The sequence below is a fragment of the Ralstonia sp. UBA689 genome (assembly GCF_002298975.1).
Lineage (GTDB): Bacteria > Pseudomonadota > Gammaproteobacteria > Burkholderiales > Burkholderiaceae > Ralstonia.
Window position 1 is genome coordinate 15801 of sequence record NZ_DBMV01000047.1, and the last position, 13314, is coordinate 29114.

A 13314-nucleotide genomic window follows, 5' to 3' on the forward strand; every position below is an offset into this window, starting at 1 on the left:
ATCCGTTGTGGATTGCGCACAGGCCAGCCTTGATGACAGCGCGTTGACCGTCGCGCAGTCGCGTCGCCCCTGCGCGCCATCGTGTTGCCGAGGCTGGTCCGACGCGCTAGAGTGCTGCCTGTTTTTGCCGCAACGGACCGCGTTCGGGGACGCGGACGGCACGAACAGCGATCGGGGACGTGCCAATCGCGCTCCCGAATCACACTCCTTTCACAACGACAAAACGGGTTGTCCAGTGTTTTCCATCATTCAAGCCGCCGGCTGGCCGATCTGGCCGCTGTTGATCGCCTCGGTATTTGCCCTTGCGCTCATCATCGAACGCTTCGTCGCCTTGCAACGCAAGAAGATCATTCCGCCCAAGGTGTATGACGAAGCCCTGACCGTGGCGCACCAGCGCAAGGCCACGCCGGAGGTGGTGAACACGCTGGAGCAAGGTTCGCCGCTGGGCCGCCTGCTGGCCGCCGCGCTGCGCCACGTGGTGCTGCATCCCAACACCACGCGTGACGCCGCCAAGGAAGTGGTGGAAGAAGCCGGCCAGAACGTCGCTCACCGCCTGGAGCGCTACCTCAACGCGCTCGGCACAATCGCCTCGGTGGCACCGCTGATGGGCCTGTTTGGCACCGTGGTCGGCATGATCGAAATCTTCGGCAGCCAGACCGCCGCCGGTACCAACCCGCAAACGCTGGCACACGGCATCTCCGTCGCCCTGTACAACACCGCGCTGGGCCTGGTCGTGGCCATCCCGACGTTGATCTTCTGGCGCTACTTCCGCGGCGTGGTCGATAACTACGTGGCCGAGTTGGAGCACCTGTCGACCATGTACCTCGACGCGATCCTGCCGCCGCGGCGCGGCTGACGCGGCAACGCAACTGGAACACGCCATGCGCTTCCGCCCGCGCCACGCCCGCGAAGAGCCGGAGATCAACCTGATCCCGCTGATCGACGTGCTGCTCGTGATCCTCATCTTTTTGATGATCACGACCACGTATTCCCGCTATACCGAACTGAAGGTCAACCTGCCGACCGCCGACGCCGAGAAGGCGACAGAGCGCCCCGGCCAGATCGTCGTGTCCGTCACCGCCAACGGCGTCTACTCCGTGGACAAGCAAGTGCTCGACACGCGCGACGTCACCAGCCTCGCCGATGCGCTGCGCAATGCCTCGGGCAATGCCGGCGGCCGTGAGCCCATCGTGATCGTCAACGCCGATGCGCAGGCCGCGCACCAGGCGGTGGTCAATGTGATGGAAGCTGCCCGCGTGGCCGGCCTGTCGCACCTGACCTTCGCCACGCAAACCGGCAACGTCGCCCACTGACCCGCCCGTAAACCAGCCGCCCCGACCGCATGCCTGTCGCCCAGCACCGCCTCGCCAGCTTCGTCACCCGCCAATGGCAGCAGCGTGGCTGGTTCGCGTGGATGCTGTGGCCGCTGTCGTGGCTGTTTGGGGCGGTGAGCGGGCTGCGCCGGCTGCTGTTCCGCTGGGGCTGGCTGCGCTCGGTGCGGCTGCCGATGCCGGTGGTGGTGGTCGGCAACGTCACGGTGGGCGGTGCCGGCAAGACACCGGCCGTGATTGCGCTGGCCTCGGCACTGGCCGAAGCTGGCTTGCGCCCGGGCATCGTCTCGCGCGGCTATGGCGTGCAACTCAGGCACCCGCGCCCCGTGCGCGAACACTCCCGCGCTGAGGACGTCGGCGACGAGCCGCTGCTGATCGCCCGCGCGACCGGCCTGCCCGTGTGGGTCTTCCCCGACCGCGTGCTGTGCGCGCAAACGCTACTGGCCTCGCATCCGGGCTGCAACGTGATCGTCTGCGACGACGGGTTGCAGCATTACCGTCTGCGCCGCGACATCGAGATCGTCGTATTCGACACGCGCATGGGCGGCAACGGCTTCCTGCTGCCTGCCGGCCCCCTGCGCGAACCAATGACCCGCCAGCGCGACGCCACGCTCATCAACGATCCGAACTACCGCGCCATGCCCGACCGCCCGAACATCTACGGCATGCGGCTGGAACTGCTGGACGCCTACAACCTGGCCGACCCGGCGCTGCGTCACCCGCTGGCCCAGTTCGCACGCATCGAGGGCGAGCAGCTGCTGGCCGCCGCCGGCATCGGCAACCCCGAGCGCTTCTTCGCCTCGCTGCGCGCCGCGGGCCTCAAACCCGGCACCCTGCCGCTGCCCGATCACTACGACTTTGCCAGCAACCCATTTGCCGAGAGCCACGCCGAGGCGATCCTGATCACCGAAAAGGATGCCGTAAAATGCGGCCATCTCGACGACCCGCGCATCTGGGTCGTGCCGACCACGCCGGTGGTCGACCCGGCGCTGGTCGAGCAGGTCTGCCAGCGCGTGCGCGCCCTGGCCGATCGCGCAACGTCTCGGGCGAGCGCACAATAACGTTCTGCCCCCTCTGCCCACCCGACCCTGTGAGTGGCCGCCCCGGAGCCTCTACCGCCATGGACAATCGCCTGCTGGAAATCCTCGTCTGCCCGCTGTGCAAGGGCACGCTGCAACACGACCGCGCCCACAACGAACTGATCTGCCACGTCGACAAGCTGGCCTACCCGATCCGCGACGGCATTCCCGTCATGCTGGTCGACGAGGCTCGCCAGACCGTGGAAGGCACGCCGGTCGATCCGGCTTGACGCATAGGCCGCCCGATCATGTCGCACGCGCCGTTCATCGCCGTCATCCCCGCGCGGTTGGCTTCCACGCGGTTGCCTAACAAGCCGCTGGCCGACATCGACGGCAAGCCGATGGTGGTGCGCGTGGCCGAGCGCGCGCATCAGTCGTCCGCTGCGCGTGTGGTGGTGGCCACCGATGCCGCATCGGTGGCCGACGCCTGCATGCAGCACCACGTGGAAGCCGTGCTCACCCGCGCCGACCATGCCTCGGGCACCGACCGCCTGGCTGAAGTGGCCACCGTGCTCGCGTTGCCCGATGACGCCATCGTCGTCAACGTGCAAGGCGACGAACCGCTGATCCCCCCCACGCTGATCGACAACGTGGCCGCCCACCTGCGTGACCACCCGGACTGCGCCATCGCCACCGCGGCCCACCCGATCCACGACGCCGCCGACGTGTTCAACCCGAACGTGGTGAAGGTCGTGCTGGACGCTGCAGATCGTGCGCTGCTCTTCTCGCGCGCCCCGCTGCCCTGGGCGCGCGACACCTGGACGCCGGCCGTACTCGCGCTACCCGCCGCCGAACGCCCGCTGCCCGCCATGCCGGTGCTGCGCCATATCGGCATCTACGCCTATCGCGCAGGCTTCCTGCGCCGCTTCCCGCAACTGGCCGCCGCGCCGCTTGAGCAAACGGAGCAGCTCGAACAGTTGCGCGCCATGTGGCACGGCGAGCGCATTGCCGTGCTCACTACCGACGATGCCCCCGCCGCCGGCGTCGACACGCCGGAAGACCTCGCCCGCGTGCGCGCGGCCTGGACCGAACTCCTGTCTCAGGACGGCCCCTGAGCACGGAATTCTCGGAACTTTGCGGCCGCCACTCCGAAACCCCGCCGCCGCCATGGCATAATCGTGCGGACGACAAGCCGCATGCCAGCGCCCACGCTAGGCAAGGCAGCGGCAGCAGGGAGACAAATCGAGCCATGGGTGCCGCCGTCCGGCCGGCGCCCGTTCCACTGAGTGTCCCGGTAAGGCTGGCGTCAACTTCGCCAGCTAGGCTGCCTGTTTGCGTCGCCCAGGCATATCAGGCGTATTGGGAATCCGCCCCACTCGGACCGATTCCCAACGCGCTTACCGTCACCAGTAACGCGACAAGCATTCAAAACTTGAGGAACTCGTCACCATGCGGTTGATTCTGTTGGGCGCGCCCGGCGCCGGCAAAGGTACGCAAGCCAAATTCATCTGCGAAAAGTTCGGTATTCCGCAGATCTCCACCGGCGACATGCTGCGCGCAGCCGTCAAGGCCGGCACGCCGCTGGGCGTCGAAGCCAAGAAGGTGATGGACGCCGGCGGCCTGGTGTCGGACGACATCATCATCGGCCTGGTGAAAGACCGCCTGCAGCAGCCCGACTGCAAGAACGGCTACCTGTTCGATGGTTTCCCGCGCACCATCCCGCAAGCCGAAGCCATGAAGGACGCCGGCGTGCCGATCGACTACGTGCTGGAAATCGACGTACCGTTCGACGCCATCATCGAGCGCATGAGCGGCCGCCGCGTGCACGTGGCCTCGGGCCGCACGTATCACGTCAAGTACAACCCGCCCAAGACCGCAGGCGTGGACGACGAAACCGGCGAGCCGCTGATTCAGCGTGACGACGACAAGGAAGAAACCGTGCGCAAGCGCCTGGACGTGTATGAAAGCCAGACGCGCCCGCTGGTGGACTACTACTCGGGCTGGGCGGCCAACGGCAACGGAGCAGCCAAGGTAGCGCCGCCGAAGTACCGCAAGATCGTCGGCGTCGGTGACGTGAACGAGATCACCGCGCGCGTGTTCGGAGCGTTGCAAGGCTGACACGCGCCGTTCCGTACGGACTGCCTGGAAAAACGGCGCCTCAAACATGAGGCGCCGTTTTTTTTGCGTGAATCACTACACGCGAATTTGCCGAAGGCCGACCGCTTCGCGATACCATATGACGTTGACGTAAACGTCAAGTAACTCGCAGACTACACAAGGAGACACGGCATGGAGATTCGCGACCAGGTATTCATCGTCACCGGCGGCGCGTCGGGGCTGGGCGCCGGCACTGCGCGCGCGTTGGCGGAAGCTGGCGGCAAAGTGGTGATTGCAGACCTGAACGAAGCAGCGGGCACGTCGCTGGCGCAGGAGTTGGGCGGGCGCTTCGTGCGCTGCGATGTCGCATCGGAAACCGATGGGCAGGCAGTAGTGGAAGCCGCCGCATCGCTAGGCACGCTGCGTGGGCTGGTGAATTGCGCCGGTATCGCCACGGCCTCGCGCACGGTGGGCAAGACGGGGCCGCATCCGCTGGACCAGTTTGCGCGCGTGATCAACGTCAACCTGGTCGGCACGTTCAACATGATCCGCCTGGCCGCGACGGCCATGGCGGGCAACACGCCCAATGCCGGCGGCGAGCGCGGCGTGATCATCAACACAGCCTCGGTGGCGGCGTTCGATGGGCAGATCGGGCAGGCCGCTTATGCGGCGTCCAAGGGCGGCGTGGTGGCAATGACGCTGGCGATTGCGCGTGACCTGTCGCGCGACGGCATCCGCGTGATGACGATTGCGCCGGGCATCTTCGAAACGCCGATGCTGCTGGGCATGCCGCAGGAAGTGCAGGATGCACTAGGCAAAATGGTGCCGTTCCCGCCGCGCCTGGGTAAGCCGGCGGAGTATGCACAGCTTGCGCGCGCAATCATCGAGAATCCGATGCTCAATGGCGAGACCATCCGCCTGGATGGTGCCATCCGCATGCAGCCGAAGTAAGCAACGCGATCAGGCGGCCGGCAGCGCCATGCGGCGAATCATCTGCCACGCCGCCTCGGCCGCCGGCGAAAGCGATCGGTCATGCCGGCGCGCCAGCACGATGCCGCGCGTCTCTTTCGGTGTGAGCGACACCGACACCAACTGCGACGACGACGGCAGCGGCAACGACAGCGCCGGCACCACGCCCGCGCCGATGCCCGCCTCCACCATGCCGAACACGGCGCTGCTGTGACCCATCTCCTGCGCCACATCCGGCTGCACGCCGTGGCGCAGAAAGATGCGGTCGATCAGCGGGCGACTGCCCGAGGCATGGTCGAGCAACACGACCGGCGTGCGGTGCAGGTCTTTCCAGCGCACGCTGCTGCGCTGGGCGAACGGGTGGTCGCGGCGGCAGACCAGGCAGAACGGATCGGTCAGCAAAGGCTCCGTCCACAGGCCTTCGGTATCGAGCGGCTCCACCACCACGCCAAAATCCGCCCCGCCCGTGCGAATGAGCTGCAGCGTGTCGACCTGCACCGAGTCGCGCACGATCAAGCGGATGTCGGGATAACGCGCCGCGCATTCGGCCACATAGACGGGCATCAACCGGGTCGACACCGTGGGGCTCGATGCCACCACCACGCGCCCGCGCCGCTGCTCGCCCACCTGGCGTGCCTGGTGCAGCGTGTCATCCAGATCGGCAATCAGGCGGTCGAGCGCGGTGGCCAATGACCGCCCGACTTCGGTCAGCACGACTTCGCGCGTGGTGCGGTCGAGCAGCTTTAAACCCAACTCGCCTTCCAGCTCCGAAATTGATCGGCTGACAGCGGGCTGCGTGAGGCCGATCGTGTCGCCCGCGCGACTGAAGCTGTGCGCGCGCGCCACAGCCAGGAAGACGCGCAACTGACGCAGGGTGACATTCATGCTGGCACCGTATGAATTGATTCGATCAATGCATTTGTATTCTAGACGGGGATGTCGTGCAATAACGCCTATTCCTGCATCCCACCCGCGCCGTGACTGCGCACGCACATGAAGATTCCGCTGTTGTCTCGTATTGATGGGTTCATCCGCGCCATGCTGGTGATGGTTGCGCTGGCCCTGCTCTTCCCGTCGCTGGGTGCCAGCGATGGCCCGCTGCATCTGGACGTTGTCACCATCATTGGTGTGTCGCTGGTGTTCTTTCTGCACGGCGCAGCGCTCTCGCGCGAGAAAATTGTCGAGGGTGCGCGCAACTGGCGTTTGCACCTGTTCGTGCAGAGTTGCACCTTCATCCTGTTCCCGCTGATCGGCGCGGTGATCCTGTTTGCATGCAAGCCGTTCATTCCGGCCGAGTTGCTGCTGGGCGTGTTCTACCTATGCGCACTGCCGTCCACCGTGTCGTCTTCCGTGGCGATGACTGCGATGGCCAAGGGCAATGTGCCGGCCGCCATCTTCAACGCCACCATCTCGGGGCTGATCGGCATGATTGCCACGCCGCTGCTGATGAGTTTCGTGATCCAGGCGTCGGGGGCGGAACTGTCGGTGGGCAAGGCGCTGCTGGGCGTGGCCGAGCAGTTGCTGCTGCCGTTCGTGCTCGGTCAATTGCTGCGACCGGCCATCGGCAGCCTCATCAACAAGTACAAGGCGATCATCAGTAAGGTGGACCGCGTAGTGATCCTGCTGATCGTGTTCAACTCGTTTGCCGATTCGACGCACGCGGGCGTGTGGTCGAAGTATCCGTGGGAGACCATCGTGGCCGTGTCCATCATGAGCGGCGCGCTGCTGTTCGTAGTGCTGGGCACGACAACATGGCTCTCGCGGCGCGCGGGCTTTGGCCTGACCGACGAGATTACCGCGGTGTTCTGTGGCTCGAAGAAGAGCCTGGCCAACGGCATACCGATGGCAAAGATCCTGTTTGCCGGCAACCCGGCACTAGGCCTGATCGTGCTGCCAACCATGATCTATCATCAGTTGCAGTTGATCGTGTGCTCGGCGCTGGCACGCAAGTATGCGGACCGCGTCGCGCACGCGGAGGCCGGCGCCGGCGCACCGGCCCGCCGTCCGGCCTGACCAAGCCTGATCAGATCAGCGCAGGGCCATCAGCCCCGCCAACTCCGGCCAATGGTAGGTAAGCACCCATGCGTGCCCGCCATCGGCTGTCTCCAGCCAGCTTCGGCTGACCGGCACACCGCCCAGGGCTTCGTAGAAGCCGATCGCGGCAGTGTTCGCCTCGTACACCAGCAGATGCAGTTGCATGACACCTTGGGCTGCGGCCCAGCGGGCGGCCTCGCCCATCAGGCGCTTGCCGACGCCATGGCCGCGCGAGGCAGCCAGTAGATGGAGGTTATCGACGAGCGCGCCCCAGGGCGTGCCATCTTCACGCAGCGCGCAGAGGAAGCCGACGGTCTGGCCATCGAGATCGGCGCACCAGACATGCTGCCCGGCCGCCGGCGTAGTCATGCGATGGTGCCACTTGGCTTGCATGTCAGCCGGCGCCGCGTCATCGAGATACACATCGGACAGGACGCCGAGCCCGCGATACGCGCTCTGCCAGCTTCGCGCGTGGATGTCGGCGATGGTGCCAGCGTCCGCCGCGCCACCCTCGCGTAGCACGAGCGTCGCCATCAGACGCCCGGGTTACGCGACAGCGGCGGGTTCTTCGCAAAATACGCGCGGATGCCACGCAGAATCGCATCGGCCAACTGGTTCTGGTGGCCCAGATCGTTGAGCTTGGCCTCTTCTTCCGGGTTGGAGATGAAGGCCGTCTCGACCAGGATCGACGGAATGTCCGGCGCCTTGAGTACAGCAAACCCGGCCTGCTCCACCTGCCCCTTGTGCAGCCGGTTGATGCCGCCGATCTGATCCAGCACGGCGCGACCGACCTTCATGCTGTCGGTGATCTGCGCGGTGGTCGACAAATCCAGCAGCACGCGCGTGACCTGGGCGTCCTTCGAGCCCAGATTGGCCCCGCCAATCATGTCGGAGGCGTTCTCCTTGTTGGCGAGCCACTTGGCCTGTGCGCTGGAGGCCCCGCGATCGGAGAGGACGAACACCGACGCCCCGCGCGCCTCCGGCGACAGAAACGCATCGGCGTGAATGGAAACGAACAGGTCGGCCTGCACGCGGCGCGCCTTCTGCACGCGCACGCCCAGCGGGACAAAGTAATCGGCGTCGCGCGTCATCATGGCGCGCATGCTGGGCTGCGCGTCGATCTTGGCTTTGAGCATGCGGGCAATCGACAGCACCACGTCTTTCTCGTGCGTGCCAGCGCCGCCCGTGGCGCCCGGGTCTTCGCCGCCGTGGCCGGGATCGATGGCGACCGTCAGCAGACGACGCATACGCGGACCACCGCCCGGCGCGCGGGGCACCAGCTGCTCGGGTTCGAAGTCCAGCGGTGGCGAGATGGACGACGGCGGGGGCACATTGGCCAGCGTCGACGGCGGATTCGCCTGTGCAGCCGGTGGCGTCTTGTGCGGCGGCGTGCGATTAGCCAATGTCGGGCGGGAATCGTCCGCCGACGGCGTCGCCGGCTTGGTGGGGCCGTTGCCGTTGTTGCGGCGGGCCAGTGCAGCGATGGGGTCGTCGTCAGCCAGCGATGACATCGGCGTGCCGCCCGAGGCGGCAAAGCGCTGCTGCTTGCCTTCGGTGGCCTGCACGAGCTGCATCAGCGGGTCGGGCGGGTTGGTCGGATACAGGTCGAAGACGAGCCGGTTGCGGTAACCGGCAATCGGCAGCAGTGTGAAGACCTGCGGGTTGACGCTTTCCTTCAGGTCAAACACCAGGCGCACGACGCTCGGCCGGTTCTGGCCCACGCGCACCTGGCGGATGTACGGATCGTTCGGCGTGATCTTGGCCACCAGCTCGCGCAGCGTCGGGCTCAGGTCCAGGCCGTCGATGTCGACCATCAGGCGGTCCGGATCCGAGATGAGCTGGTGCGTGGCCCTGAGCGCAACATCGGATTCGATGGTCACGCGCGTGTAGTCCTCCGCCGGCCACACGCGCACCGCCACGATGTTGGCGCCGCGCGCTATCTGCGGACCGGCCAGGCTCAGGATGACGGTGCCCGCGCCGGCCTTCGCCATGCGCGCGAGCCATTGCCTGCGGGCGTGGCTCGGCAGGGTGGGATCATCCGGTTGATCGGTCGGCAGATGCTTGATCAGCATGGGGCTAGGGTTGCAACGACTGGAGAAGTTGGAGGCCGGTCTGCGTGCGTGCGGTGAGGCGCGCTACGCGCGGTGCGTGTTCAACGCCGTCATCGTAGGTTTCATGCACAACGTCGACCGCCAAAGCGATATGTAAATCGGGCGTGCCGAGCAGCGCCTGTGCCTTCTCGGGCCATTCGACCAAGCACAGCGCGGGCTCGGCAAAGCAATCGCGAAAGCCCGCGTCGGTCCACTCCTCCGGGTCAGCAAAGCGGTACAGGTCGAAGTGATAGACCTTCTGCGTGCCGGAGGTTCCCGCCACGTCGTAAGGCTCGACCAGCGTATAGGTGGGACTGCGCACACGCCCGGTATGCCCCAGGCCGCGCAGGATGGCGCGCGAGAGCGTGGTCTTGCCCGCGCCCAGATCGCCTGAGAGCTGCACCTGCACGGGCCGTGGACCGAGTGCCAGCACGGCCTGCGCGAGCGCCGCGCCAAGGGCCGAGGTGGCCGCCTCATCTGCGAGCGGCATGGAGCGCTCGGCAAGCGGCGGGGTCAGGCCAGGGTGTGTATCGGCAGGGAGCACGGTGGGCATTGCGTACAATTTGGGCATGTCCGCCACCCCCACGTCATCGCTCGAAACGAACCTCGATGCGCGCCTGCCTGCCGCCGAGGCCGGCATGACTGCGCTTGTCGCACAGATTCGTTCCTGGGGCGCCGAGCTCGGCTTCGATGCCATCCGCATCGCCGATATCGACCTGTCGCACGCTGAAGAAGGGCTCCAGACGTGGCTTGCGCAGGGGTTTCACGGTGACATGGATTATATGGCGAACCATGGCATGCTCCGCGCCCGCCCTGCCGAACTTGTTGCCGGAACGGTACGCGCCATCGTCGCGCGCATGCCGTATCTGCCACATGGGCACGAGCAGCGCAGCGAAACGGAAGCGGCTGCCCTCCCCTCTGACGCCGACTGGCGCTCCATCGAGTGGGACCGCCTGCGCCGCCCCGAAGACGCCGCCATCTCGCTCTATGCGCGCGGCCGCGATTACCACAAGGTGCTGCGCCAGCGCCTGCAGAAACTCGCCGAGAAGATTGCGGCAGCCGTCGGGCCTTATGGCTTTCGCGTGTTCACTGATTCGGCGCCGGTGCTGGAGGTGGCGCTGGCCAGCAACGGCGGCCTCGGCTGGCGCGGCAAACACACGCTGCTGCTGGATCGCGACGCCGGCTCGATGTTCTTCCTCGGCGAAATCCTGATCGACCTGCCGCTGCCGGTCGACCCGCCCATCGAGGCGCGCTGCGGCAACTGCACGCGCTGCATCGACGTGTGCCCGACCCAGGCCATCGTCGCCCCGTACGTGGTAGATGCGCGACGCTGCATCTCTTACCTGACCATCGAGCACAAGGGCAGCATCCCGGTCGAACTGCGCGAGGCAATGGGTAACCACGTGTACGGCTGCGACGATTGCCAGCTCGTCTGCCCATGGAACAAGTTTGCGGTGCCGGCCAGTCTGCCCGACTTCGACGTGCGCAACGGGCTGGACGCGGCCACGCTGGTCGAGTTGTTCCGCTGGACGGAAGCGGAGTTCAACCAGCGGCTGGAGGGCAGCCCGATCCGGCGCATCGGCCACGAGCGCTGGCTGCGCAACATCGCAGTGGCGCTGGGCAATGCACTGCGCGGGCCGTTGCCGGAAGCCTCGCGCGCGCAACTGCAAGCTGCATTGCGCGCGCGCGTGGATACCCCCTCCGAACTCGTGCGCGAACACGTAGCGTGGGCGCTGGCGCAGTCGGTGTAAGCGCTTGCTCAGCTCTTGCCGAAAGTGAATCGTGTTGCCGATTTAATTCCGCTTTGCAAGCGTGAACAGCCTTTGTTTTAAAAACAAGACAATTGCCGCCTATCACAGATAGACGAATGTGTAGTTAACACAGATCGAAGCAGAGCCTTATTCCGCTTGAAACGCAAACGCTTGCGCATCAGGGCAGATACCAATTGTTTGTCAATCGAATATCGCGAGAATGAGGGCTTATCAAAAACCGCTCATTTCGATGTTCTCCGCTCTTGTTGACGTACGCCGCGCGCTGCGTCTCAAAGTGCGTGCCCGCTTATCCGCACGCTCGTCGGCCCGCTTGTCCGTCATTCGGCGCGCATGGCGCCACAGCATGCTGGGCGCCGCACTGCTCGCCGCCTGTGTGCTGCCGGCGTGGGCCACGGTGGACATCGAGGGCGTGCACTTCGACGAGGCTGCGCGCCTGGCCGGCCGCGAGTTGCCGCTCAACGGCACGGGGCTGCGCTCGGTGTTCGTCATCAAGGGCTACGTGGCCGGGCTGTATCTGCCGGAGCGGGCCAAGAATGCGGCGGTCATCCTGGGGATGAAGGGGCCGAAGCGGCTGCAGATCCACCCGCTGCGCGACGTCGGTGCCGACACCTTCATCCACGCGCTGAACGACGGCATCCACCGCAACCAGACCGAGATCCAAGTGCAAAGGCTATCCGACCGCCTGACGCAACTCGAAGACGCCATGCGCCAGATCGGCGCCACGCGGCGCGGCGACACCATCAACTTTGACTACATGCCCGAGGCAGGCACCATCATCAGCGTCAACGGCGTGGCGCGCGGCAAGCCCATCCTCGGCGAGGATTTCTACCAGGCCGTGCTGAGCATCTTCATCGGCAATAACCCGGTCGACCGTGACCTGAAAAACGGGCTGCTCGGAACCTGACGATCCGCTTTCCAGGCCCTCCAGGCACGCCGGCTGGCCATGCGATTCTGCAGTCTTTCCACAGAAGAAAGACACAGGAGGAGACGATGCCCCAAAGACGCCTGACTGCCCTGTTGATCGCCACCGCCGCGGCGCTGATGTGCTCGTCGGCGCTGGCGGAAATGTATCCGACCAAGCCTCTGCGGCTGGTGATTCCGTTCCCGCCCGGCGGCACGACCGACATCGTCGGGCGAGGCGTGGCCGATCAGCTCGCCAAGGTGCTCGGCCAGCCCGTGGTGGTGGAGAACAAGGGTGGCGGCGGCGGTTCGATCGGCGCGGACGTCATCGCCAAAGCGGCACCGGACGGCTACACCATCGGCATTGCCACCGTCTCCACGCACGCGGTGAACCCGGCCTGCAACCCGAAGCTCTCGTACGACCCGCTCAAGGATTTCAAGCCGATCACCAACCTGGCCACGGTGGCCAACGTGATTGCCGTCAACCCGACCTTCCCAGCCAAGAACTACAAGGAATTCGTGGCCGTGCTGACGGCCAACCCGGGCAAGTATTCGTTTGCCACCTCGGGCACCTGCGGGATCGGCCACATGCTGGGCGAAGAATTCAAGGTGCTGACCAAGACGCAGATGGTGCACGTGCCGTATCGCGGCGCGGGCCCGGCATTGAACGACGTGCTGGCCAACCAGGTGCCGATCATGGTCGACAACCTGCCGTCGTCGATGCAGTTCATCAAGGGCGGCAAGCTGCGCCCGATCGTGGTGGCGTGGGACAAACGCATCGACAGCCTGCCCGACGTGCCCACCTTTGCCGAGATGGGCCTGAAGGATGCGAATGACCCGGCGTGGTACGGCCTCGTCGCGCCGGCCGGCACGCCGGACGACATCATCCGCAAGCTCAACGAGGCATCGGTGCAGGCACTAAAGGACCCGGGCCTGATCGCCCGCTTCCGCGGTGCGGGCGCCGAGCCGATCGGCAACACGCCGCAGCAATACTCGGCCGAGATCAAGCGCGAATTCGACAAGATGCGCGCGCTGGTCAAGCAGCAGAACATCAAGCTCGATCAGTAGTCCGTCAATCCCCGGGGCCTGTGCTAGATTCGCA

The 13314-nt window shown here is 65.9% G+C and carries 15 protein-coding genes; 11 read left to right on the forward strand and 4 right to left on the reverse strand.

Annotated features, from left to right (window positions below):
- Nucleotides 1-235: 235 nt before the first annotated feature.
- The 7 genes from B4F51_RS23890 to B4F51_RS23920 all read left to right on the forward strand — a co-directional run bounded on the left by B4F51_RS23890 (nucleotide 236) and on the right by B4F51_RS23920 (nucleotide 5398).
- Nucleotides 236-856 (forward strand): MotA/TolQ/ExbB proton channel family protein, encoded by a 621-nt coding sequence (locus B4F51_RS23890; protein WP_296229307.1) that lies wholly within the window; start codon nucleotides 236-238, stop codon nucleotides 854-856.
- Nucleotides 857-881: 25 nt separating this feature from the next.
- Entirely contained in the window at nucleotides 882-1313 is a 432-nt protein-coding gene (locus B4F51_RS23895; protein WP_296229308.1) for an ExbD/TolR family protein, read from the forward strand.
- Nucleotides 1314-1342: 29 nt separating this feature from the next.
- On the forward strand, nucleotides 1343-2392 hold the full coding sequence (gene lpxK / locus B4F51_RS23900) for a tetraacyldisaccharide 4'-kinase (RefSeq protein WP_296229309.1): 1050 nt from the start codon (nucleotides 1343-1345) through the stop codon (nucleotides 2390-2392).
- A 59-nt stretch (nucleotides 2393-2451) separates the two neighbouring features.
- Nucleotides 2452-2640, forward strand: a complete 189-nt coding sequence (locus tag B4F51_RS23905; protein ID WP_296229310.1) for a Trm112 family protein — start codon at nucleotides 2452-2454, stop codon at nucleotides 2638-2640.
- 18 nt (nucleotides 2641-2658) lie between these two features.
- Entirely contained in the window at nucleotides 2659-3465 is an 807-nt protein-coding gene (kdsB, locus tag B4F51_RS23910; RefSeq protein ID WP_296229311.1) for a 3-deoxy-manno-octulosonate cytidylyltransferase, read from the forward strand.
- 334 nt (nucleotides 3466-3799) lie between these two features.
- Nucleotides 3800-4468, forward strand: coding sequence for an adenylate kinase (gene adk, locus B4F51_RS23915; RefSeq protein WP_296229313.1), 669 nt, complete (start codon nucleotides 3800-3802; stop codon nucleotides 4466-4468).
- A 171-nt stretch (nucleotides 4469-4639) separates the two neighbouring features.
- Nucleotides 4640-5398 carry a 3-hydroxyacyl-CoA dehydrogenase gene (locus tag B4F51_RS23920; protein WP_296229315.1) on the forward strand — a complete coding sequence of 253 codons (759 nt, stop codon included), beginning with the start codon at nucleotides 4640-4642 and terminating at the stop codon, nucleotides 5396-5398.
- Nucleotides 5399-5407: 9 nt separating this feature from the next.
- On the opposite strand, the gene B4F51_RS23925 is transcribed toward B4F51_RS23920, so the two are convergent.
- Entirely contained in the window at nucleotides 5408-6301 is an 894-nt protein-coding gene (locus B4F51_RS23925) for a LysR family transcriptional regulator (RefSeq protein WP_296229316.1), read from the reverse strand.
- A gap of 108 nt (nucleotides 6302-6409) precedes the next feature.
- On the opposite strand from B4F51_RS23925, the gene B4F51_RS23930 reads away from it, so the two are divergent.
- Nucleotides 6410-7429 carry a bile acid:sodium symporter family protein gene (locus B4F51_RS23930; protein WP_296229319.1) on the forward strand — a complete coding sequence of 340 codons (1020 nt, stop codon included), beginning with the start codon at nucleotides 6410-6412 and terminating at the stop codon, nucleotides 7427-7429.
- A 15-nt stretch (nucleotides 7430-7444) separates the two neighbouring features.
- Here B4F51_RS23930 and B4F51_RS23935 read toward each other — a convergent pair whose 3' ends face one another.
- From B4F51_RS23935 to tsaE, 3 genes are read right to left on the reverse strand one after another with little or no spacing between them, the layout of a single operon-like run.
- Nucleotides 7445-7984 (reverse strand): GNAT family N-acetyltransferase, encoded by a 540-nt coding sequence (locus B4F51_RS23935; protein WP_296229320.1) that lies wholly within the window; start codon nucleotides 7982-7984, stop codon nucleotides 7445-7447.
- Nucleotides 7984-9522, reverse strand: coding sequence for an N-acetylmuramoyl-L-alanine amidase (locus B4F51_RS23940; RefSeq protein WP_296229321.1), 1539 nt, complete (start codon nucleotides 9520-9522; stop codon nucleotides 7984-7986). The genes B4F51_RS23935 and B4F51_RS23940 overlap by 1 nt, the downstream gene beginning before the upstream one ends.
- Before the next feature lie 4 nt (nucleotides 9523-9526).
- Complete coding sequence (gene tsaE / locus B4F51_RS23945) at nucleotides 9527-10093, reverse strand: tRNA (adenosine(37)-N6)-threonylcarbamoyltransferase complex ATPase subunit type 1 TsaE (protein ID WP_296229405.1); 567 nt, start codon at nucleotides 10091-10093, stop codon at nucleotides 9527-9529.
- Nucleotides 10094-10109: 16 nt separating this feature from the next.
- Here tsaE and queG point away from each other — a divergent pair, with 16 nt between their 5' ends.
- The 3 genes from queG (at nucleotide 10110) to B4F51_RS23960 (ending at nucleotide 13280) form a co-directional block, all read left to right on the forward strand.
- Nucleotides 10110-11291 (forward strand): tRNA epoxyqueuosine(34) reductase QueG, encoded by a 1182-nt coding sequence (gene queG / locus B4F51_RS23950; protein WP_296229322.1) that lies wholly within the window; start codon nucleotides 10110-10112, stop codon nucleotides 11289-11291.
- A 250-nt stretch (nucleotides 11292-11541) separates the two neighbouring features.
- Complete coding sequence (locus B4F51_RS23955; RefSeq protein WP_296229323.1) at nucleotides 11542-12216, forward strand: chalcone isomerase family protein; 675 nt, start codon at nucleotides 11542-11544, stop codon at nucleotides 12214-12216.
- A gap of 86 nt (nucleotides 12217-12302) precedes the next feature.
- On the forward strand, nucleotides 12303-13280 hold the full coding sequence (locus B4F51_RS23960; RefSeq protein WP_296229325.1) for a tripartite tricarboxylate transporter substrate binding protein BugE: 978 nt from the start codon (nucleotides 12303-12305) through the stop codon (nucleotides 13278-13280).
- Nucleotides 13281-13314 lie beyond the last annotated feature (34 nt).